The organism is Methylobacterium sp. XJLW (assembly GCF_003254375.1).
GTDB lineage: Bacteria > Pseudomonadota > Alphaproteobacteria > Rhizobiales > Beijerinckiaceae > Methylobacterium > Methylobacterium fujisawaense.
Window position 1 is genome coordinate 5550764 of record NZ_CP016429.1, and the last position, 21037, is coordinate 5571800.

Genomic DNA, 21037 nt, shown 5'->3' on the forward strand with positions numbered 1-21037 from the left:
ATGAGCGAACCTCTGATGCGAATCTCTGGGCCGATCCCGGGGCTTTGAGCCACCGGATTCCTGGCGCCCATCTCCCCATCCGGTTAGCCGAAAGCGCCGCGTGCGGGAACCTCGGTTTTTCCCGCCCCGTTCCGAAGGCGGGCCGTCCGCGCACGGCATGGTACGGCGTGGCACGGCATGCGGCGCGACGGTCTCCGACCAGGAGTCTGCCCGACCAGGAGTCTGCCCGATGGACCGATCCCACCGCGTCACCGAGATCCTGTCGTGGTACGGGGCCGACAGCCCCGGGACGCTCGCCAACCTCGCCCGGATGCTGGAGCACGGAAAGCTCGGCGGCACCGGCAAGATGCTGATCCTGCCGGTGGACCAGGGTTTCGAGCACGGCCCCGCCCGCAGCTTCGGCCCGAATCCGCCAGCCTACGACCCGCTGTACTATTTCGAGTTGGCCCTGGCGGCGGGGTGCAACGCCTACGCGGCGCCGCTCGGCTTCCTGGAGGCGGGGGCGCGGGACTATGCGGGGCGCATCCCCTTGATCCTCAAGCTCAATGACCACGACCTCCTGGCCGACGAGGACGATCCCGAGCAGGCGATCACCGGCTCGGTGGCGGACGCCCTGCGGCTCGGCGCCTGCGCCGTTGGCTTCACGATCTATCCGGGCTCCGCCCACCGCAACGCCATGTACGGTCAGATTCGGGCGATCGCCGAAGAGGCCAAGAGCGTCGGGCTCGCCGTGGTGATCTGGTCCTACGCCCGCGGCTCGGCCCTGTCGAAGGCGGGCGAGACCGCCATCGACGTCATCGGCTACGCGGCGCAGATCGCCGCGCAGCTCGGCGCGCACATCATCAAGGTGAAGCTGCCCACCGCCCATATCGAGCAGCCGGCGGCCAAGAAGGTCTACGAAGCCACCGGCATCCCGATCGGCACCGTGGCCGAGCGCGTCCGCCACGTGGTGCAATGCGCCTTCAACGGCCGGCGGATCGTGATCTTCTCCGGCGGTGCCCACGCCGAGGAGGCTCCCTTCCTCGACGAGATCCGCGCCATCCAGGCGGACGGCGGCTTCGGCTCGATCGTGGGCCGCAACGCCTTCCAGCGCTCGAAGGCGGACGCCCTGTCGCTGCTCGGCACGATCACCGACATCTACGCGGGCGGCTGAGCTTGGCCCGCGCCGTCAGCCGCCGTCGCGGGCCAGCCGGGCGAGTCCGTCGCGGGTCGGCCCGGCCGGCCTCCAGCCGAGGGCCGCGAGGCCGTCGGCGTGGGCGACGAGCCCCTCGGCGACGCGGGCGAACTGCGTGTCCCGGCCGGTCAGCCGGCAGGCCAGCTTGATGAGCCCGGCCGGCACCGGGACGAGGCCCGGGCCGCGGCCGAGGCCCTGGCGGAGGGACGCGATCATCTCGGGCAGGCTGAGCGGATCCGGGTCGGCGGCGATGAGGGCGCGGTTCAGGGGGCCGGGCGCTGCCAGCGCCGCGTCCACGGCGCCCGACAGGCTCTCCAGGGAGATCAGCGAGCGCCGCGCCGCGAGGCCGCCCAGCGGCAGCGGATAGGGGCTGCGCGCCAGCCGCAGCAGGGCGGCCATGTTGCCCTTCACGCCCGCCCCGTAGACGAGGACCGGGCGCAGGGCGACCCAGTCCAGCCCGGTCTCGGCGAGCGCTCGTTCGGCCTCCAGCTTGGAGCGGCCGTAGGCGTCGGTGGGCCGGGGCGGATCGCCCTCCCCGACCACGCCCGGTGCGCTCGCCCCGACCTGGGCGCGGATCGAGGACAGGAACACGAAGCGGCGCACCTTCGCGCGCGCCGCCGCCTCCGCGAGCTTGCGCGTCGCCTCGGTGTTGAGCGTCCGGTAATCGTCCTCCGGGGCGCCCGACGGCGTCGGGCCGAGGTTGGCGTGGGCGAGGCCCGCCGAGTGCACCACCGCGTCGACGCCGCTGAGGGCCGCCGCCATGTTGATCGGGCGCGTCAGGTCGCCGACCACCGCGCTCGCGGCGCCCTCCGGCACGCTCGTCGGCCGGCGCAGCAGCACGCGGACCCGGTAGCCGCGCGCGGTGAGGTCGGCGAGCAGATGCCGGCCGATGAAGCCGGTCGCCCCGGTGAGCGCGATGAGTCCGGTCACGGCTGAGCGGCACCTTCGGCTGGGGCCGGCGCCGGGGCGCGGGCGAAGCGGCGGAGCAGGGCGGCGACCAGGGCGAGCCCGGCTGCCAGGGCGGCGAGCGTGACCGGCCAGGACGGCCAAAGCAAGGTCGCGGCGGCGAGCGCCGCCAGGGCGAGATTGGCCGCAAACACACGGCCCACCACGCCGGGGACGCTGAGCCCGTTGACGGTGGCCCGCTGGTAATGGTGACCGCGATGGGCTTCCCAGACTCGCTCGCCCCGCGCCGCCCGGGCGCTGAGGGTCAGGCTGGCATCGGCGAGATAGACGAGCGGCAGCAGCAGGGCCGCGGCGAGGCCGCCCGCCAGGGCCAGCTGGCACAGCAGCCAGGCGGTGACGAGCCCGATCGGCAGCGAGCCGACATCCCCGAGGAAGAGCTTTGCGACCGGCCGGTTGAACGGCGCGAAGCCGAGCACCGCCCCCAGGAGGCTCGCCGCAACCAGCGTCGGCAGCGGTGGCAGGCGCCCGGCGAGGCCGAACAGCAGGAGCGCGCCCGCCACCGGGACGATCTCCGCCACCGTCATCCAGTCGAGCCCGTCCATGAAGTTCGTCAGGTTGACGAACCACAGGCCCGCCAGCAGCGCGAGGCCGCGCTCCAGCCAGAGCGGCAGACCGGGCAGCAAGCGCCCGTCCACGTGCCAGACCAGCAGGCCGACCACCAGAGCCTGCACGGCGAGCCGCAGCGCGGCCGGCAGCGGCCGGATGTCGTCCACCGCACCGAGGAGCGCCAGGGCCAGGGCGCAGCCGGAAAGCCAGATCCAGTCCGGACGGCCTCCGATCTCCGGCGCCGCGATCAGCAGGCCCGAGATCGTGACGAACGCCGTGACCACGGCGATCCCGCCCCCCTGCGGGGTCGGCACGGTATGGCTCGAGCGGGCATTCGGCCGGGCCAGGGCGTAGCGCTGCAGCAGCGGGCGCAGGCGCAGGATCAGGCCCGCCGAGAGGGCGGCGGCGAGGGGCACCGCCAGCAGCAGGATCGTGGGCAGGGCGGACGGCATTTCGGACGGCATGGCGCCGTCCTACGCGATCTGCCGCCCGACCGTCAGTGGGCGCCCTAGGCCGCCCGCACCGTGGCGAGGAAGCGCGCGACCTCGGCCCCCAGATGCTCAGACTGACGCGACATCTCGCTTGCGGCCCCGAGAACCTGGGCGGCGGCCGCACCGGTCTCTTCGGCGGAGTGGGCAAGGCTCGCGATCGTCCCGGTCACCGCGCCGGTGCCGACCGCGGCCTCGGCGACGTTGCGGACGATCTCCTGGGTGGCCGCACCCTGCTGCTCCACGGCTGCCGCGATGCTCGAGGCCACGTCGTCGATCTCGCGGATCCGTCGGCCGATCCCGTCGATCGCCGACGCGGCCTGCCCGGTGGAGGACTGGATCCGCCCGATCTGGCCGGTGATCTCCTCGGTGGCCCGGGCGGTCTGTTCGGCGAGCGCCTTCACCTCGGACGCCACCACCGCGAAGCCGCGTCCGGCGGTGCCGGCGCGGGCGGCCTCGATCGTGGCGTTGAGGGCCAGAAGGTTGGTCTGGGCGGCGATCCCGGAGATCAGCGCCACCACGTCGCCGACCTTCGCGGCCGCGGCACTGAGATCGTGCACCAGCGCCACCGTGCTGGTCGCCTCCGCGACGGCGACCCGCGCCAGTTCCGCCGAGCCGCTGACCTGGCGGCCGATCTCCTGCACGGATGAGCCCAGTTCCTCGGCGGCTGCCGCGACGGTGTTGACGTTGGCGGCGGCCTCGCTGGCGGCGACCGCGACGGTGCCGGACTGCCCGGCGGCATCCGACGCGCTACCGGTCAGCGACCGGGCGGTGGCCTCCAGCTCGGTGGCCGCCGCCGACACGCCGCCGACGATGCCGCCCACCGACTGCTCGAAGGCGTCGGCCATGGCACGGGTCGCGGTCCGGCGCTGTGTCTCGGCATCCGCGCGGGCCAGCGCCGTCTCCGCCTCCAGGGCGCGCGAGCGGACGAGGTTGTCGCGGAACACCAGCACGGAGCCGGCCAGGGCTCCGATCTCGTCCCGCCGGCCCTGGCCCGGGATCCCCACTTCCGCGTCGCCCGCGGCGAGGCGCTGGGTCGCCGCCGCGATCGCCCGCAGCGGCCGGCTGACGCCGCGCAGCACCAGCACCATGGCGCCCAGCGCGACGAACAGCGCGAGCGCGGCGAGCACCAGCATGTTCCGGTTGGCGGCCGCGTAGGTCGCCTCGATCCGCGCGCCGCTCGCCTGCGAGCCGGCGGCGTTCAGGTCGACCAGCCGGTCCCATTCGGCCAGAACCCCATTGATGCCGGTCGACATCGTGGTGTTGTAGATCCGCTGGCCACCGGCGACGTCGCCGGAGGCAGCCTTGTCCAAGGCTTCCGTCTGCAACGCCCTGTAGGCGTCCAGCTGGCGCCGGAGGGCCGCGTAGGCGTCGCGCTCAGCCTGCGTGAGCGGCTGCGCCTCGTAGCGGGCGAACTGCGCGGCGAGCTGTCCGTCGCGTTTGGCGATCGTGGCCGCGACCTCGGTCCGCAACTCCGGCGTGTCGGCGGTGATCAACCGCCCGCCGTTGACCCGCTGCCGCATGATGATGACGCCGATCCGGCCGAGCACGTCGGTCGCCGGCACGCGCACGTCGCGGAGTTCCGCCGCGGTGGCGTTGACGCTGCGCAGTTCCGTCAGGGAGAGGCCGCTCGTCGCGGCGATCAGGACAGCCAGTGCGGCGAGGCAGAATCCGAGCTTGGCCGCGATCGAGATGCTAGGGCGCATGTCGCTTCTTCCTCGGTCCCGAAAGGGGGACCGAGGACATCATGATGCGGAAACGGTTAAACTTGTTTGAGATATGGCAGCTATTGATTCAACTTTAATGCCGCCACGTCTCAGTAGACTTGTGCCTCCGCGCGCGGCTGGTCCGATGGGCCGTCCCGGCGCTCCAGACCCTTCTCCACGACCTTTGCGAGCCCGACCATGATCTGGTCGATGGCGTAGTCCTTGGGCGTGTAGACGGCGCGGACGCCCATGTTCTTGAGAACCAGTTCATCCTCGGGCGAGATGATGCCGCCGACCACCACCGGGATGTGGTCGAGCCCTGCCTCGCGCATCTTGGCACGGACCTCCCGCACCAGCGGCACGTGGGAGCCCGACAGGATCGACAGGCCGACCACGTGGGCACCGGTCTCCTTGGCCTTCGCGACGATCTCGGCCGGTGTCTGGCGGATGCCGTCATAGGTGACGTCGAAGCCGACATCCCGGGCGCGGAGCGCGATCTGCTCGGCGCCGTTGGAGTGCCCGTCGAGGCCGGGCTTGCCGACGACGAGCTTGGGCGTCTCGCCGAGGCGCTCGCCGAGATCGGCGATCAGGAGCTTGGCGTCCTCGGCCGCGCCGCTGGACACCGTCTCGAGGGTGACGCCGGTGGGCGCCCGGTACTCGCCGAAGACGTCCCGCAGGCGCGCGCCCCATTCGCCGGTGGTCACGCCGGCCTTCGCGGCCTCGATGGAGGGGGGCATGATGTTGGCGCCGGAGCGCGCCGCCTGCTCCAGGGCGTCGAGGGCCTGACCGACCGCGTTCGCGTCGCGGCGACCGCGCCATTCGCGGATGCGGGTCTGGGCCTCCATCTCCACGGTCTCGGAGACGGAGAAGATCGCCCCCTCCCCGGCGGTGAGCGGCGAGGGCTCGCCCTGCTGCCACTTGTTGACGCCGACCACGATCTGCTCGCCGGCCTCGATGGCCGAGATCCGCCGGGCGTTCGATTCGACCAGCGCGCGCTTGAGCGCCCCGGTTTCCACCGCGGCGACGGCGCCGCCGATGCCGCCGATCCGCTCCAGCTCGGCCCGGGTCTGCGCCTTCAGCGCCTCGACCTTGGCCTCGATCACGTGGCTGCCGTCGAAGATGTCGTCGTATTCCAGCAGGTCGGTCTCGAAGGCCAGGATCTGCTGCATCCGCATGGACCATTGCTGGTCCCAGGGGCGCGGCAGGCCGAGGGCCTCGTTCCAGGCCGGCAGCTGCACCGCGCGGGCGCGGGCGCGCTTGGAGAGCGTCACCGCCAGCATCTCGATGAGGATGCGGTGGACGTTGTTCTCCGGCTGCTGCTCGGTGAGCCCGAGGGAGTTCACCTGTACGCCGTAGCGGAAGATGCGCTTCTTCGGGTCGTCGATGCCGTAGCGCTCCTGGGCGATCTCGTCCCAGAGTTCCGAGAACGCCCGCATCTTGCAGATCTCGGTGACGAACCGGAGCCCTGCATTCACGAAGAACGAGATCCGTCCGAAGACGTCGGAGAAACTCGCGGCGTCGAATTCGGGATCGTCCCGCACGGTGTCGAGCACCGCGATGGCGATGGCCAGCGCGTAGGACAGCTCCTGGACCGGCGTCGCCCCCGCCTCCTGCAGGTGGTAGGAGCAGACGTTCATCGGGTTCCACTTCGGCACGTTCTTGGTCGTGAACAGGATCACGTCCTTGGTGAGCCGGAGGGACGGTGCGGGCGGGAACACGTAGGTCCCGCGCGACAGGTACTCCTTGATGATGTCGTTCTGGGTCGTGCCCTGGAGGGCGGCGAGCGGCGCCCCCTGCTCCTCGGCCACCGCGAGGTAGAGCGCCAGCAGCCACGGGGCCGTGGCGTTGATGGTCATCGAGGTGTTCATCTGGGCGAGCGGGATGTCCTGGAACAGGGTCCGCATGTCGCCGAGATGCGCGATCGAGACGCCGACCTTGCCGACCTCGCCGCGGGAGAGTTCGTGGTCGGGGTCGTAGCCGGTCTGGGTCGGCAGGTCGAAGGCCACCGACAGGCCGGTCTGGCCCTTGGCGAGGTTGCCCCGATAGAGCTTGTTGGACTCCGCCGCGGTCGAGTGCCCCGCATAGGTGCGGATGATCCAGGGCTTGTCGCGGCTCGACTTGTCGCTCTTGGTCTCGGCGACGCTCGCGCCCATTCCTCGCCTCCGTGTCATCTTTGTATCCGCGCTGGGCGCGGCCTTGCGGACACCGTAGCGAAGGCTTGGGCACGCGTCATCCGGGACGGAAGTGCAAGACGGCTCCCGCGGGCCTCCGCGGCCCATGAAAAAACTTGCCCGCCGGAACAGCGGGATTTGAAGGCGGCGACGCGGGATCTCCCCGCAGGACCCTGTCCCATCCGGTCACGGATGGCATCCCGCGCCGATCCCGATCAGCATCGTCGCTGCTGGTATAAAGTCTACCTGAACTGTTCTTCGCAGGAGCGGCCTTTGGTCTGGCGCGAGAGAACGCGTCAGAACAATGACTTAGAGCTGGCGAGGCTTGCGGGGCGCCCGGGAGCAGCACAGGCCCGCGGTGGCGCCGCCGCGCAAGGTCTCGGGACCGGCGCCGTCATGGCGAGGGGCGAATAATACTTGGTCTGCCGGAAAGCCGATTTTGAATACGTGGCTGCCCGCCCTGTGCCGACGCCTTTTTCGTGTCGGAAACCATCGGGTTTCGACTTTCGGCCCACTTGGACGCCTCCGGCATCACCGCTATAGCGCGATGGAGAACCGCGGCCGTGAGAAACACGCGGGACGAGAGGAGAGCGAGATGGCGGCGAGCGCTGCGATCAGTCCGACGGGCGGGGAGGTCAAGGACCTCTACGAGATGGGTGAAATCCCGCCGCTGGGTCATGTGCCGGCCAAGATGTATGCCTGGGCGATCCGGCGCGAGCGGCACGGGCCGCCGGAACAGTCCCACCAGCTCGAAGTGCTGCCGGTCTGGGAGATCGGCGACGACGAGGTGCTGGTCTACGTCATGGCCGCGGGCGTGAACTACAACGGCGTCTGGGCCGGCCTCGGCGAGCCGATCTCGCCCTTCGACGTGCACAAGGGCGAGTACCACATCGCCGGCTCCGACGCCTCCGGCATCGTCTGGAAGGTCGGCGCCAAGGTGAAGCGCTGGAAGGTCGGCGACGAGGTCATCGTCCACTGCAACCAGGACGACGGCGACGACGAGGAGTGCAACGGCGGCGACCCGATGTTCTCACCGACCCAGCGGATCTGGGGCTACGAGACCGGGGACGGCTCCTTCGCGCAGTTCTGCCGGGTGCAGTCGCGCCAGCTGATGCACCGGCCGAAGCACCTCACCTGGGAGGAGGCGGCCTGCTACACGCTCACGCTGGCCACCGCCTACCGCATGCTGTTCGGCCACGCGCCGCACACGGTCCGGCCGGGCCAGAACGTGCTGATCTGGGGCGCCTCGGGCGGCCTGGGCGTGTTCGGCGTGCAGCTCTGCGCGGCGTCGGGCGCCAACGCCATCGCGGTGATCTCGGACGAGTCGAAGCGCGACTACGTGATGAGCCTCGGCGCCAAGGGCGTCATCAACCGCAAGGACTTCGACTGCTGGGGGCAGCTCCCGAAGGTGAACAGCCCCGAGTTCCACGCCTGGACCAAGGAGGCGCGGAAGTTCGGCAAGGCGATCTGGGACATCACCGGCAAGCAGGATGTCGACATCGTATTCGAGCATCCCGGCGAGGCGACCTTCCCGGTCTCGGCGCTGGTGGTGAAGCGCGGCGGCATGGTGGTGTTCTGCGCCGGCACGACCGGCTTCAACATCACCTTCGACGCCCGCTACGTCTGGATGCGGCAGAAGCGCATCCAGGGCTCGCACTTCGCCCACCTCAAGCAGGCTTCGGCGGCGAACCAGTTCGTGCTCGACCAGCGGATCGACCCGTGCATGAGCGAGGTCTTCCCCTGGGACAAGATCCCCCAGGCCCACACCAAGATGTGGAAGAACCAGCACCCGCCGGGCAACATGGCCTGCCTCGTCAACTCCCCGCGCGCCGGCTTGCGCACGGTCGAGGACGTGATCGAGGCCGGCCCGCTGAAGCGGTAAGGCACTCCGTCGGGCCGGCCCGCCGCTCTCGCGCGGGGCCGGCCCGATCGGCTAAGCTCGCGGCGTCCCGCGCCGATTCGGCGACCGGTTCGGTGTGCCGGGACGCGCGCGGATGACGGGCCCACGAGATCCTGACAGGACCCGGCCACGATCCGAACCCGGGGTACGGCTGTGAACGACGACGAGGCCTACGTCTACGACGCGGCGACGGGCGAATGGCTCCCGCCCGGGTCCGCGGCCGCGCCCCCCGAGAAGGCGGCGGTCCGCGACGCGGCCGGCAACGCCCTCGCCGACGGCGATTCGGTCACGCTGATCAAGGATCTGAAGGTCAAGGGCGCGAACCAGACCCTCAAGCAGGGCACGGTCATCCGGTCGATCCGGCTCACGGACGATCCGCACGAGATCGATTGCCGCCACGACACCATCAAGGGCTTGGTCCTGCGCACCGAATTCGTGCGCAAGCGCTGAATGGACGGCCTTACCGGGTCGGTCGGCGGTTGCCGGTGCGGCCTAGATCCGGCGTCTGAACCGGACGCCCCGCTATCGCCCGCCCGGACGAATCGCGGCGACGCCGCATTCCTGGGCCGGCCTCCGGCTACCGGCGGCGCGTCTCATCCTGCGGCAGGTGGCGGCCATAGACTTCCTGTTTCTCCGCGCGCTCCTGGATCAGGTCGGCATAGGCCTGCCGCATCTCCGGAGAGACGTTGATGCTCTTGCCCTTGGCGGCCTTGCGCTTGGGCGCCTTCTTGAAGGTGGTGTTCGTGTCGCTCATGCCGGGCTCCGCGTCGAACCGTGACGGCATCGCATGGCCGGACGACCGATCCGGGAATCCGGCCGCCGCCCAGGACCGGACATCTGCCCTTTAGCGCATCGTCGCCCCGGACGCACGGTGGCCGGAGACGGATTGGTCTGGCCTGCCGCTGCGGCCTCTGCCAGGATCGCGACGACGGGGGTCGGGGGGCGGCGATGGATTCGGGTGATGCGTCGCGGTGTCGGCTCCCGGGCGCCTCGCGCGGCCGCTCCCGGCGCGTGACACCGCTCGCGATCCTGATCGCCCTCGGCCTTGGGCCGGTTCAGGCTCAGGACCGGCCGGTCCCGGCCCGCACCGCGCCGAGGCCGGCGCCGGTTGCCGGGGCTCCGGCCGATCCCGCCTTCGAGGCGGCGAAGGCGACCTTCGAGGCCCTGCCGGAGGCCGACCGCAAGGCGGTCCAGGACGCCCTGGTCTGGACCGGCGACTTCAACGCCGTGGTGTCGGGAGCCTTCGGGCGCCGGACCTTCGAGGCGCTCCACGCCTACGGCGCCCGGACCGGGGGAGGCGATCCCCTCGATCCCCACGGCCGGTCCGCGCTGCTGGCCGCCGGTGCCGCCGCGCGGAACGCGGCGCGCTTCCGCGTCGCGGTCGATTCCGGGAGCGGCGCCCTGCTGGGGGTGCCGGAGCGCCTGCTGGCGAAGCGCACCGCTCTCCCCGCCGGAACCCGCTGGCAGAGCCAGGACGGGCGCGTGACCCTGGAATCCCGCACCTTCCCGCCCGGGACCGAGACCCTGGATTCCCTCTTCGAGAAGGCCACCGCGCCGCTCCCCGGCCGCAAGGTGACCTACAAGCTGCGGCGGCCGGACACCGTGGTGGTCACCGCCGAGACCGGGCCGGGATTGTCCTATATCCGCTATGCGTCCGGTCCGGAGGGAGTCCGCGGCTTCCTGTTCGGCTATGACCGCACCCTCGCGCCGGAGGTCGGCCGGCTCGTCATCGCCGTGGCGAATGCCTTCGTGCCGTTTCCGGACCCCGCCGCAGCGCCGGCCGCGCAGATGCCGGCAAGCCCCGGGACGCCAGCGGGGACCACCCGCGCCGCCGGCAATCCGGTGCCCCAGCCGCAGGCCCCCGCGCCCCTGAGGCCGGCGAGCCTGTCGTCCGCTCCGGCTTCGGGCGCCGGCCTCGTGGTGGCGCCAGGACGCGTGCTGACCGCCGCTGCCGTGCTGGATGGGTGCGCCCAGCCCCAGATTGGGTCGGCGCCGGCGCGTGTGCTCGCCACCGATCCGGCCGGCCTCGCGCTTCTCGAGGTACAAGGCGCCCCCGCCCCATTCCGGCCCGCAATCCGGACCGAACCCGTCGCCGGCGAGGACAACCTGATCGCCCTCGCGCCGAGTCCCGATGGGATCCTGGCGGCCCCCGGCGAGGCGCGCGGGGACGATGTGATCGCGGCGCTCCAGCCGGGCTCCGGCGGCGCGCCGGTGCTCGACCGCGCGGGCAGGCTCGTCGGCCTCGTGGCCCGCTATCCCTCGGCGCCGCGCCGCGTCGCCGGGGTGGTCCCGCCCGCGCGCCTGCCGCTGGTGCCGGCGCGGGCGGTGGCGGCCTTCCTGGCCGCGCAAGGTCTTCCCGTGGCTGCACCGCGGCCGGAGGGCGGACCGGCCGCGGCCGCGCCGGCGGTGGTGGCGATCACCTGCCGCTAGCCGGCGCGCTGCCGGGACGGCCGCCGTGCCGGCTGACGGACCTGCGCCCGCCCGATGGCCTGAGCGGACGAAGCGTCGGCAGGCCGGCGCGCGTCCGTCCAGGCGGAGAGGGCCGCCTTACAGCCGCCCGGTCGCCAGCAGGACGATCAGCACGATCAGGAGGATGCCGCCCAGGCCGAAGCCGGGTCCGCGATACGCACCGCCGCCGAGGAAGCCGCCGCCGCCGAAGGCCAGGATGATCAGGATGATGAGCAGAATGGTGACGAGGGACATCGGTCGCGTTCTCCGGACGGTCGCGCTGGTGCGAGCGTGACCGTTCAAACGCTGCGACATTCCGTTCCGTTCAACGCCAAGCTACGCTTTTATGCGGAAAAGTCCGGATGCGGTCCCCCGGCTCAGGCGTGCCAGTCCGGCAGGGGATCCTGCGGGGCGTCGAGCCAGCCCGGTACCGGCAGATTGCGCTCGGTGAGGAAGGCCGGGTTGAACAGCTTCGAGGCGTAACGGGCCGCCCCGTCGCACAGGATCGTCACGATGGTGTGGCCGGGCCCGAGTTCCCGGGCCAGCCGGATCGCCCCGGCGACGTTGATGCCCGACGAGCCGCCCAGCGACAGCCCCTCCTCCCGCATCAGCCCGAAGACGATGTCGAGGGCTTCGCGGTCCGGGATCCGGAAGGCGTGATCGGGGGTGAAGCCTTCGAGGTTCCGGGTGATGCGCCCCTGGCCGATCCCCTCGGTGATCGAGCTGCCCTCGGCCTTCAGGGTTCCGGTCGTGTAATGCGCGTAGAGGGCCGAACCCTCCGGATCGGACAGCGCGATCCGCACCTGCGGGTTGCGGGCGCGCAAAGCCTCCGCGGTGCCGGCCAGCGTGCCGCCGGTCCCGGCCGCGCAGACGAAGCCGTCGACCCGGCCGCCGGTCTGCGCCCAGATTTCCGGGCCGGTGCCCTCCACATGGGCCTGCCGGTTGGCGACATTGTCGAACTGGTCGGCGAAGAAGGCGCCCGCCGGCTCGGTGGCGGCGAGCTTTTCGGCCAGCCGCCGTGCGACATGGACGTAATTGTTCGGATTGGCGAAGGGCACGGCCGGGACTTCCACCAGCCGGGCACCCGCGAGCCGCAGGGTCTGCTTCTTCTCCTCGGACTGCGTGACCGGGATGACGATCAGGGTCCGATAGCCGCGCACGGAAGCCACCAGGGCGAGGCCGATGCCGGTATTGCCGGCGGTGCCCTCCACGATGGTGCCGCCCGGCCGGATCAGGCCCTTCGCCTCCGCGTCCCGCACGATGGAGAGCGCCGCGCGGTCCTTCACCGACAGGCCGGGATTGAGGAACTCGGCCTTGCCGTAGATGTCGCAGCCGGTCGCCTCGGAGGCCCGGCGCAGGCGGATCAGCGGTGTCTGGCCGATGGCGGCCAGGACATCGGGTGCGGGTTCGCGACTCGGTACGGTCATGGTCGGGAGCCTAGGATGCTGCGTTGCCGCTGGCGAGCGTCACCCGAACACGTGGCCGCCGTTGATCCGCAGGCCCACCGGGTGCCCGGCCGCGTAGCGGACCCCGTCGAAATCCTCCACCGCGAGCACGCGCCCCTCGGCATCGACCACCTCGATCCGCTGACGCCCCTGCGTCCTGTACGAGCTGCGCACGGTGCCGGAGAGATGCGCGGCCTCGGGCTCGGCGAGCTGCAACTGCCAGGGCCGGACGTAGAGCTTGACCGGACCGATGGTCCCGGCCGGCGCCGCAACCGGCGTCTCCCGGCCCCGGACCAGCACCCGGCCGCCCTCGGCGATGGCCTCCACCTCGACGGAATCGCCGAGGAACTTCATCACGGTGGCGGAGGCCGGGTTCTCCTGCACCTCGTCGGGGGTGCCCACCTGCTCCAGCCGCCCGCGGTCGAGCACCGCCACGCGGTCCGACAGCTCCAGGGCCTCGTCCTGGTCGTGGGTGACGAAGATCGTGGTCTGGCCGGTGCGGTCGTGGATCTCGCGCAGCCAGCGGCGCAGGTCCTTGCGGACCTGAGCATCCAGGGCGCCGAAGGGCTCGTCCAGCAGGAGGACCCGCGGCTCGACGGCGAGCGCCCGGGCGAGCGCCACCCGCTGGCGCTGGCCGCCGGAGAGCTGCGACGGGTAGCGGTCGCCGAAGCCCGAGAGCCGGATCAGGTCGAGGAGGTCGCCGACCCGGCGCTTGATCTCGGCCTTGGCCGGCCGGTCGGCCCGGCGGCGCGCGTTCAGGCCGTAGGCGATGTTGTCGGCCACGCTCATGTGCTTGAACAGGGCGTAGTGCTGGAACACGAAGCCCACCGCGCGCTCCTGCACGGCGAGCCCGGTCGCGTCGTCGTCCCCGAACAGGATGCGTCCTCTGTCCGGCGCGTCGAGGCCGGCGATGATCCGCAGCAGCGTCGTCTTGCCCGAGCCCGAGGGGCCCAGCAATCCGATCAGCTCGCCCGCCCGCACGTCGAGGGAGAGGTCGTGCAGCACCGCGGCCGTGTCGAAGGTCTTCGAGACGTTCTCGACCCGGATGGCCGTGGAGGGCCGGTCAGTGAGACCGGCCGCCCGCGAGCTCCCCCGCGAAGCGCCATTCGAGGACGGATTTGAGGACGAGGGTGATGAGGGCAAGGACGGCGAGGAGCGAAGCGACGGCGAATGCGGCGACGAAGTTGTACTCATTATAGAGGATCTCCACGTGGAGTGGGATGGTGTTGGTCAGGCCGCGGATGTGGCCCGACACCACCGACACCGCGCCGAATTCGCCCATCGCCCGGGCATTGCAGAGGAGCACGCTGTAGAGCAGGCCCCAGCGGATATTGGGCAGCGTCACCGTGCGGAACGCGTGCAGGCCCGAGGCGCCGAGCGTCAGCGCCGCCTCTTCCTCGGCGGTGCCCTGCTCCTGCATCAGCGGGATCAGCTCGCGGGCGACGAACGGGAAGGTCACGAACACTGTGGCGAGCACGATCCCCGGCAGCGCGAACAGGATCTGGATGCCGTGATCGATCAGCCAGGAGCCGAACAGGCCCTGCGAGCCGAACAGCAGCACGTAGATCATCCCCGAGACCACTGGCGAGACCGAGAACGGCAGGTCGATCAGGGTGATCAGCAGCGATTTGCCGGGGAACTCGAACTTGGCGATCGCCCAGGAGGCCGCCAGCCCGAACACCACGTTGAACGGCACCGCGATCGCCGCCACCGTGAGCGTCAGGCGGATCGCGCTCCAGGCGTCGGGCTCGCGGAACGCGTCCAGGAAGGCTCCGAGCCCCTTCGAGAAGGCCTGGATGAAGACCGCGAACAGCGGCAGAACAAGGAACAGCGCCAGGAACGCAACCGCGATCCCGATCAGGACCGTGCGGGTCGCGGCTCCCTCGGAGGCGACCGGACCCTGCTTGGTGGCCGGCACGAAGGCGGGCGAGAAGATCTCAGACATAGCCGAACCGCCTCCGTGACCAGGCCTGGATCAGGTTGATGGCCAGCAGCGTCAGGAACGAGATGCCGAGCATGATCGTGGCGATGGCCGCCGCGCCCCCGTAATCGAACTCGGAGAGCTTGATGACGATCAGCAGCGGCGCGATTTCCGACACGTAGGGCAGGTTGCCGGCGATGAAGATGATCGAGCCGTACTCGCCGACGCCCCGGGCGAAGGCCAGGGCGAAGCCGGTGAGCACGGCCGGAATCAGCGGCGGCAGCACGACCCTGGTCAGGGTGGCGAACCGCGTCGCCCCGAGGGTCGCGGAGGCCTCTTCGATCTCCTTGTCGATTTCGGCGATCAGCGGCTGGACGGTCCGCACGGCGAAGGGCAGGCCGATGAACACCATGGCGATGAAGATGCCCAACGGCGTGTAGGCCGCCTGGATGCCGAGGCGTGCGAGGGGCGCGCCGAGCAGCCCGTCCGGCGCGTAGAGCGAGGCGAGCGCGATACCGGCGACCGCGGTCGGCAGCGCGAAGGGCAGGTCGACCGCCGCGTCGACCAGCTTGCGGCCGGGGAAGCGGTAGCGGGTCAGAACCCAGGCCACGAGGAAGCCGAAGGTCGAGGCCACGAGGGCCGCGAGCGCCGAGACGCCGAAGCTGATCCGCAGGGCGCTCGCCACCCGCGGGTCTGTGGCGACGTCCCAGATGCCGGACAGGCCCAGCCCCGACGCCTTCACAACCAGCCCGGCGAGTGGCAGGAGCACGATCAGCCCAAGGCAGGTCAGGGTGTAGCCGAAGCTGATCCCGAAGCCCGGGATCACGCTCGGCCGACGGAATGTCCATCGGGGGCGGTGCGTCTCGACCATGATGCGCCCTTCAGCGGCCGGCCCGGCTCAGCCGATCGAACAGACCGCCGGCATCGAAGTTCCGCTTCTGGATCTCGTCCCAGGAGCCCTGGAGATCCTCGATCTTGAACAGCTTGATGTCGGGCAGCTGGGCGAGGTCGGCCTGGGCGGCCGCCTCCCGGCGGATCGGCCGGTAATGGTGCTTGGCGAAGATCGCCTGGGCGCGGTCGGTGTAGAGGAAGTCGAGATAGGCCTGCGCGGCCTTGGTGGTGCCCTTCCGCTCGGCGTTGACCGCCACGAGGGCCACCGGCGGCTCGGCGTAGATCGAGCTCGGCGGCGAGACGATGTCGAACTTGTCGGCCCCGAATTCCTGGAGCACGAGGTAGGCCTCGTTCTCCCAGGTGGGGAGCACGTCGCCGAGCCCGCGCTGGGCGAAGGTCACGGTCGAGCCGCGGGCGCCGGTGTCGAGCACCGGGACGTTCTTGTAGACCTGCCCGACGAAGGCGTCGGCCTTGGCGGCGTCCTTGTCGGTCCCGTAGGCGTAGCCCCAGGCGGCGAGGAAGTTCCAGCGCCCGCCGGCGGACGTCTTCGGGTTCGGGGTGATCACCTTGACGTCGGGCTTGATCAGGTCGGCCCAGTCCTTGATGCCCTTCGGGTTGCCCTTGCGGACGAGGAACACCACCGTCGAGGTGTAGGGCGTGGCGGTGTTGGGTAGCTTGCTGCGCCAATCCTCCGGGATCTTGTGCGTGAGCTTGGCGATCGCGTCGATGTCGGACGGGATGCCGAGGGTGACCACGTCGGCGTCGACGCCGTCGATCACCGTGCGCGCCTGCGCCCCCGACCCGCCATGCGAGGCCCGTATCGTGATCGCTTCGCCGGTCTTCGCCTTCCACTCCTCCGCGAAGGCGGCGTTGATCTCCCGATAGAGCTCGCGGGTCGGATCGTACGAGACGTTGAGGAGCGCGGTCTCGGCCGCGGCCGGCAGCACGCAGGCCCACAGGCCGGCACCCGCCAGCAGGGAGAACCCGATCGCCCGGGCCATCCGGCCGCGACCTGCAGCGTTCTTCATCACGTCCGATCCCCCGCCATGCGCGATTGCGATCCAGGGGACCTGCATCCCCGGAGGCCGGAAATCGTTCTTTTTACCGAACGAAGTCAAGCCTCGGACGCGGGCACGCGGGATGGCATCGCTCGCTCAGGAACGGCGTCGTCGGCCGGAATGCAAGGCGGATCAGCGCAGTAGGCCGCCAGAACGCATGGATCTTCTCCGGATCTCCGCGACAGGAGAAGAATCGCAATGCCGGATCGGGTTTCTCAGAACGAACAATCTTATGTGCGCTGGCGCACTTCAGTGGGCCTCCGTCGGGGGGGGGCGTGAGGCGCTGGCGGTGCGACGCGGGGTCCCTGCCCTGTCCCATCCGGATGTCCGGCGATCGCGCCGGTGGCGGGCTGCGTCAGCGCTTCGGCTTGCTGAGCTGGGCGATCAGGGCCTTGAGGCGCTCGTCGACGGGGGCCGAGAGCGTATCGGTATAGAGTGTGCGCAACGTCTGGCCGAGATGGCGGCGGACGCCGGGGGGGAGCGGCGCTGCTTCTGGAATCTGTTCGAGTTCGGAGGCGCGCTCCGGATGCGGCTTCGACATGATGGGGCGATCCTCGCACCTGCCAGCACGCAGCGTTGCAGGGCGTGGTTAAGGAGCCGTCACCGACGCCGGCGCATCGACGGGTCGTCCGATCCGGCGGCCTCTCGGAGGGGCGGTGTCGCAGGCCGGAACTGGGGCGGTGCAGGGCACGTTGCCCGCGCATCCCCCTGCCCGTTCCCCGGAGACGTCCCTTGCCTCGCTCGATTCCCCTGATGATGCTGGTGCTCCTCGGGGCGGTGACGGTCGGCACCCCGTGCCTCGCGCAGACCAAGCCGGGCGAGATCAAGGGTGTCGACGCGATGGGCGACAAATCCCGCAGCGCCCAGGACGGCTGGAGCCAGGCGCCGGTTCCCCGCGAGCAATCGGCCGCCAAGGATGCGCCCGACCCGGGCGGCCAATCGACCAAGGAAAACGCCAACCGCCCGGTTCCGCAGGCCAATCCCGGCGGCTCGTCCGCCACGGAGCCGCAGGCTCCCCTGGAGCACCGCACGGCGAGCCCCTCGGGGATGAATCCGGCGATCCCCAGCAAGTAAAGAAATCGTTTCTCGGCAGGATGATACCGGCTCGGACGAACGTGGTGCTTCGTCCGAGACACAGGGACTTGCTGTGTCACGCAACCGCACTTGCCTCGCGCGGGCTTTTTTGGGACACCCTGGAATTATACCAGATCGCTTTTCTGTGAGGCGGAGATGACTGTCCAGGTCTCAAGGCGTGGCCTGCTCAAGGGGGCCGGCGCCGGCCTCGCGGGCGGCTCGCTGGGTGCCCTCGGGTTCGGGGGACTCGAGCCCGCTATGGCCGCCGCGGTGCGGCCCTTCAAGCTCGCGCAGATGCGCGAGACCCGCAACACGTGCCCGTATTGCTCGGTCGCGTGTGGCGTCATCCTGTACAGCCTGGGCGATCGCTCGAAGAACGCGCGCTCCTCGGTGATGCACATCGAGGGTGACCCCGATCATCCGATCAACCGCGGCACGCTCTGCCCCAAGGGCTCGGCGCTCCTCGACTTCGTGCACGCCGAGACCCGGACCAAGTACCCGCTTCATCGCGCCCCGGGCTCCTCGGAGTTCAAGCGCGTCTCCTGGGACTTCGCCCTCGACCGGATCGCGAAGCTCATGAAGGAGGACCGCGACAAGAACTTCGTGGCCAAGAACGGCGATCTCACGGTCAACCGCTGGACCACGACCGGATTCCTGGCGGCCTCGGCCACGACCAACGAGACGGCGTGGCTGACCTACAAGACCGTCCGAAGCATGGGGGCCCTGGTCTTCGACAATCAGGCCAGGGTTTGACACGGTCCGTCGGTCGCCAGTTTGGCGCCCTCCTTCGGACGCGGTGCGATGACCAACCTCTGGATGGACATCAAGCACGCGGACGTGATCACCGTGATGGGCGGCAATGCCGCCGAGGCTCACCCCTGCGGCTTCAAGTGGGTCGTCGAGGCGAAGGCCCATAACAACGCCAAGCTGATCGTCGTCGATCCGCGCTTCACCCGCACGGCGTCGGTGGCCGATCTCTACTGCCCGATCCGGCAGGGGACCGATATCGCGTTCCTGTCGGGCGTGGCCAAGTACCTGCTCGACAACGACAAGCTGCAGCACCGCTACGTCTCCGCCTACACCAACGCCGGGTACGTGGTCCGCGAGGGCTACGACTTCAGCGAGGGTCTGTTCGCGGGCTACGACGCGGACAAGCGCGACTACGACAAGACCACCTGGGACTACGAGATCGGTCCCGACGGCTACGCCGTGGTCGACGAGACGCTGCAGCACCCGCGCTGCGTCATGCAGCTCCTGAAGAAGCACGTGGCGCTCTACACGCCCGAGATGGTGGAGAAGATCTGCGGCTCGCCCAAGGACACCTTCCTCAAGGTCTGCGAGCTGATCGCCACGACGGCCGCGCCCGACCGGGTGATGACGTCGCTCTACGCCCTCGGCTGGACGCACCATTCCAAGGGCTCGCAGAACATCCGCTCGATGTGCATCGTGCAGACGCTGCTGGGCAACATCGGCATGCTGGGCGGTGGCATGAACGCCCTGCGCGGCCACTCCAACATCCAGGGGCTGACCGATATCGGGCTGATGAGCAATCTCATCCCCGGCTATCTGAACATCCCCGTGGAGAAGGAGCCCGACTACGCGAGCTACATCGCCAAGCGACAGTTCAAGCCGCTGCGCCCGGGGCAGACGAGCTACTGGCAGAACTACAACAAGTTCTTCGTCTCGTTCCAGAAGGCGATGTGGGGCGACAAGGCCCAGAAAGAGAACGACTGGGCCTACGACTACCTGCCCAAGCTCGACGTGCCGACCTACGACGTGCTGCGTGGGTTCGAGCTCGCCAAGCAGGGCAAGATGACCGGCTACGTCATCCAGGGCTTCAACCCCCTGCTGTCGTTCCCGAACCGCGCCAAGATGACGGAAGCCTTCTCCAAGATGAAATTCTTGGTGGTGATGGATCCGCTCAAGACCGAGACGGCGCGGTTCTGGGAGAACCACGGCGAGTACAACGACGTCGATCCGACCAAGATCCAGACCGAGGTGTTCGAACTGCCGACCACTCTGTTCGTGGAGGAGGAAGGCTCGCTGTCGAACTCCAGCCGGTGGCTGCAATGGCACTGGCAGGCCCAGGACGCGCCGGGGGAGTGCCGCTCCGACATCGAGATCATGTCGGAGATCTTCCTGCGCATCCGCGGAGCCTATAAGAAGGACGGCGGGGCCTTCTCCGACCCCATCGTCAATCTGAAGTGGGACTACGCGATCGCCGAGTCGCCGACGCCCACGGAGCTCGCCCGCGAGCTCAACGGCTACACGCTCGCGCCGACGCCGGATCTCAACGGGACCGTCATCCCGGCGGGCAAGCAGGTCGACGGCTTCGCCCAGCTCAAGGACGACGGCACCACGGCCTGCGGCTGCTGGATCTACTCGGGCTGCTACACCGAGAAGGGCAACATGATGGCCCGCCGGGACAACACCGATCCCGGCGATCGCGGCATCGCGCCCAACTGGGCCTTCGCGTGGCCGGCCAACCGGCGCGTGCTCTACAACCGCGCCTCGTGCGACCCCGAGGGTCGTCCGTGGTCGGAGAAGAAGAAGCTCATCGAGTGGAACGGCAAGCAGTGGATCGGCTTCGACGTGCCGGATTACGGCGTCACCGTCGCCCCCGATAAGGGCGTCGGTCCGTTCATCCTCAACCAGGAGGGCGTCGCCCGCCTGTGGACCCGTGGACTCATGCGCGACGGGCCGTTCCCGACGCACTACGAGCCCTTCGAGTCCCCGGTGCAGAACGTCGCCTTCCCGAAGATCAAGGGCGCGCCCGCGGCTCGCATCTTCAAGGACGACCTGGCCGATCTCGGCGACGCGAAGGACTTCCCCTACGCGGCGACGAGCTACCGCCTGACCGAGCACTTCCACGGCTGGACCAAGCACGCCCGGATCAACGCGATCCTCCAGCCGGAGGCCTTCGTGGAGATCTCGGAGGAACTCGCCAAGGAGAAGGGCATCGCCAAGGGCGGCTGGGTCCGCGTCTGGTCGAAGCGCGGCTCCCTGAAGGCGAAGGCCGTGGTGACGAAGCGCATCAAGCCGCTGATCTGCGACGGCAAGCCGGTCCACGTCGTCGGCATCCCGCAGCACTGGGGCTTCATGGGCCACACCAAGAAAGGATGGCACCCGAACTCGCTCACGCCGGTCGTGGGCGACGCGAATACCGAGACGCCGGAGTTCAAGGCCTGGCTCGTGAATATCGAGCCGACCACGCCTCCGTCCGATGCCGTCGCGTAAGGGGAGCTGAAT

The 21037-nt window shown here is 70.1% G+C and carries 18 protein-coding genes; 6 read left to right on the forward strand and 12 right to left on the reverse strand.

The features are described 5' to 3' along the window. Positions 1-229 precede the first annotated feature (229 nt). Positions 230-1153: a class I fructose-bisphosphate aldolase gene (locus A3862_RS25545; protein ID WP_111474092.1), complete on the forward strand. Its 924-nt coding sequence runs from the start codon at positions 230-232 to the stop codon at positions 1151-1153. A 15-nt stretch (positions 1154-1168) separates the two neighbouring features. Here the strand turns inward: A3862_RS25545 and A3862_RS25550 are convergent, their stop codons facing one another. The 4 genes from A3862_RS25550 to A3862_RS25565 all read right to left on the reverse strand — a co-directional run bounded on the left by A3862_RS25550 (position 1169) and on the right by A3862_RS25565 (position 7033). After that, positions 1169-2104 carry an NAD-dependent epimerase/dehydratase family protein gene (locus tag A3862_RS25550; protein ID WP_043383492.1) on the reverse strand — a complete coding sequence of 312 codons (936 nt, stop codon included), beginning with the start codon at positions 2102-2104 and terminating at the stop codon, positions 1169-1171. Then, complete coding sequence (locus tag A3862_RS25555; RefSeq protein WP_111474093.1) at positions 2101-3138, reverse strand: glycosyl transferase; 1038 nt, start codon at positions 3136-3138, stop codon at positions 2101-2103. The genes A3862_RS25550 and A3862_RS25555 overlap by 4 nt, the downstream gene beginning before the upstream one ends. Positions 3139-3194: 56 nt before the next feature. Beyond that, positions 3195-4880, reverse strand: coding sequence for a methyl-accepting chemotaxis protein (locus tag A3862_RS25560; protein ID WP_111474094.1), 1686 nt, complete (start codon positions 4878-4880; stop codon positions 3195-3197). Between the two features lie 110 nt (positions 4881-4990). Then, complete coding sequence (locus A3862_RS25565) at positions 4991-7033, reverse strand: protein meaA (RefSeq protein ID WP_043383488.1); 2043 nt, start codon at positions 7031-7033, stop codon at positions 4991-4993. Positions 7034-7646: 613 nt separating this feature from the next. Between A3862_RS25565 and ccrA the strand changes: the two genes are divergently transcribed. Both ccrA and A3862_RS25575 read left to right on the forward strand, forming a co-directional pair. Further along, positions 7647-8933: a crotonyl-CoA carboxylase/reductase gene (gene ccrA / locus A3862_RS25570; RefSeq protein ID WP_043347875.1), complete on the forward strand. Its 1287-nt coding sequence runs from the start codon at positions 7647-7649 to the stop codon at positions 8931-8933. 171 nt (positions 8934-9104) lie between these two features. After that, the gene (locus A3862_RS25575; RefSeq protein WP_043347877.1) at positions 9105-9401 is read left to right on the forward strand and encodes an alkylphosphonate utilization protein; all 297 of its coding nucleotides are present in this window, start codon (positions 9105-9107) and stop codon (positions 9399-9401) included. A 127-nt stretch (positions 9402-9528) separates the two neighbouring features. Here the strand turns inward: A3862_RS25575 and A3862_RS31680 are convergent, their stop codons facing one another. Then, the gene (locus A3862_RS31680; RefSeq protein ID WP_164706401.1) at positions 9529-9705 is read right to left on the reverse strand and encodes a hypothetical protein; all 177 of its coding nucleotides are present in this window, start codon (positions 9703-9705) and stop codon (positions 9529-9531) included. A 194-nt stretch (positions 9706-9899) separates the two neighbouring features. On the opposite strand from A3862_RS31680, the gene A3862_RS25585 reads away from it, so the two are divergent. Continuing rightward, complete coding sequence (locus tag A3862_RS25585) at positions 9900-11381, forward strand: S1 family peptidase (RefSeq protein WP_043756181.1); 1482 nt, start codon at positions 9900-9902, stop codon at positions 11379-11381. Between the two features lie 117 nt (positions 11382-11498). Here the strand turns inward: A3862_RS25585 and A3862_RS25590 are convergent, their stop codons facing one another. From A3862_RS25590 to A3862_RS25620, 7 genes are all read right to left on the reverse strand, one after another. After that, positions 11499-11654, reverse strand: coding sequence for a DUF3309 domain-containing protein (locus tag A3862_RS25590; RefSeq protein WP_085987623.1), 156 nt, complete (start codon positions 11652-11654; stop codon positions 11499-11501). Between the two features lie 122 nt (positions 11655-11776). After that, positions 11777-12826 (reverse strand): cysteine synthase A, encoded by a 1050-nt coding sequence (locus tag A3862_RS25595; protein ID WP_043347884.1) that lies wholly within the window; start codon positions 12824-12826, stop codon positions 11777-11779. Positions 12827-12865: 39 nt separating this feature from the next. Beyond that, complete coding sequence (locus A3862_RS25600; RefSeq protein ID WP_043347886.1) at positions 12866-13849, reverse strand: sulfate/molybdate ABC transporter ATP-binding protein; 984 nt, start codon at positions 13847-13849, stop codon at positions 12866-12868. A 58-nt stretch (positions 13850-13907) separates the two neighbouring features. After that, positions 13908-14789, reverse strand: coding sequence for a sulfate ABC transporter permease subunit CysW (gene cysW, locus A3862_RS25605; protein ID WP_043347889.1), 882 nt, complete (start codon positions 14787-14789; stop codon positions 13908-13910). Then, the gene (cysT, locus tag A3862_RS25610; RefSeq protein ID WP_043347891.1) at positions 14782-15636 is read right to left on the reverse strand and encodes a sulfate ABC transporter permease subunit CysT; all 855 of its coding nucleotides are present in this window, start codon (positions 15634-15636) and stop codon (positions 14782-14784) included. Before cysT ends, cysW begins: the two co-directional genes overlap by 8 nt. Before the next feature lie 10 nt (positions 15637-15646). Next, the gene (locus A3862_RS25615) at positions 15647-16684 is read right to left on the reverse strand and encodes a sulfate ABC transporter substrate-binding protein (RefSeq protein ID WP_043347916.1); all 1038 of its coding nucleotides are present in this window, start codon (positions 16682-16684) and stop codon (positions 15647-15649) included. A gap of 385 nt (positions 16685-17069) precedes the next feature. Continuing rightward, positions 17070-17255, reverse strand: a complete 186-nt coding sequence (locus A3862_RS25620) for a NepR family anti-sigma factor (protein ID WP_043756179.1) — start codon at positions 17253-17255, stop codon at positions 17070-17072. Positions 17256-17446: 191 nt separating this feature from the next. Between A3862_RS25620 and A3862_RS25625 the strand changes: the two genes are divergently transcribed. Both A3862_RS25625 and fdnG read left to right on the forward strand, forming a co-directional pair. Continuing rightward, a complete protein-coding gene (locus tag A3862_RS25625) occupies positions 17447-17788 on the forward strand; it encodes a hypothetical protein (RefSeq protein WP_043347895.1) in 342 nt (113 codons plus the stop codon). A gap of 156 nt (positions 17789-17944) precedes the next feature. Next, a complete protein-coding gene (gene fdnG, locus A3862_RS25635) occupies positions 17945-21025 on the forward strand; it encodes a formate dehydrogenase-N subunit alpha (protein ID WP_100793919.1) in 3081 nt (1026 codons plus the stop codon). Positions 21026-21037: the final 12 nt, after the last annotated feature.

Bases quoted from the DNA above. Each gene is read 5' to 3' on its own strand.
- A3862_RS25620 (WP_043756179.1), bottom strand. From the start codon at position 17,255: ATGTCGAAGCCGCATCCGGAGCGCGCCTCCGAACTCGAACAGATTCCA.
- A3862_RS25615 (WP_043347916.1), bottom strand. From the start codon at position 16,684: ATGAAGAACGCTGCAGGTCGCGGCCGGATGGCCCGGGCGATCGGGTTC.
- cysW (WP_043347889.1), bottom strand. From the start codon at position 14,789: ATGTCTGAGATCTTCTCGCCCGCCTTCGTGCCGGCCACCAAGCAGGGT.
- A3862_RS25590 (WP_085987623.1), bottom strand. From the start codon at position 11,654: ATGTCCCTCGTCACCATTCTGCTCATCATCCTGATCATCCTGGCCTTC.
- cysT (WP_043347891.1), bottom strand. From the start codon at position 15,636: ATGGTCGAGACGCACCGCCCCCGATGGACATTCCGTCGGCCGAGCGTG.
- A3862_RS25565 (WP_043383488.1), bottom strand. From the start codon at position 7,033: ATGGGCGCGAGCGTCGCCGAGACCAAGAGCGACAAGTCGAGCCGCGAC.
- A3862_RS25595 (WP_043347884.1), bottom strand. From the start codon at position 12,826: ATGACCGTACCGAGTCGCGAACCCGCACCCGATGTCCTGGCCGCCATC.
- A3862_RS31680 (WP_164706401.1), bottom strand. From the start codon at position 9,705: ATGAGCGACACGAACACCACCTTCAAGAAGGCGCCCAAGCGCAAGGCC.
- A3862_RS25560 (WP_111474094.1), bottom strand. From the start codon at position 4,880: ATGCGCCCTAGCATCTCGATCGCGGCCAAGCTCGGATTCTGCCTCGCC.
- A3862_RS25545 (WP_111474092.1), top strand. From the start codon at position 230: ATGGACCGATCCCACCGCGTCACCGAGATCCTGTCGTGGTACGGGGCC.
- A3862_RS25555 (WP_111474093.1), bottom strand. From the start codon at position 3,138: ATGCCGTCCGCCCTGCCCACGATCCTGCTGCTGGCGGTGCCCCTCGCC.
- A3862_RS25585 (WP_043756181.1), top strand. From the start codon at position 9,900: ATGGATTCGGGTGATGCGTCGCGGTGTCGGCTCCCGGGCGCCTCGCGC.
- ccrA (WP_043347875.1), top strand. From the start codon at position 7,647: ATGGCGGCGAGCGCTGCGATCAGTCCGACGGGCGGGGAGGTCAAGGAC.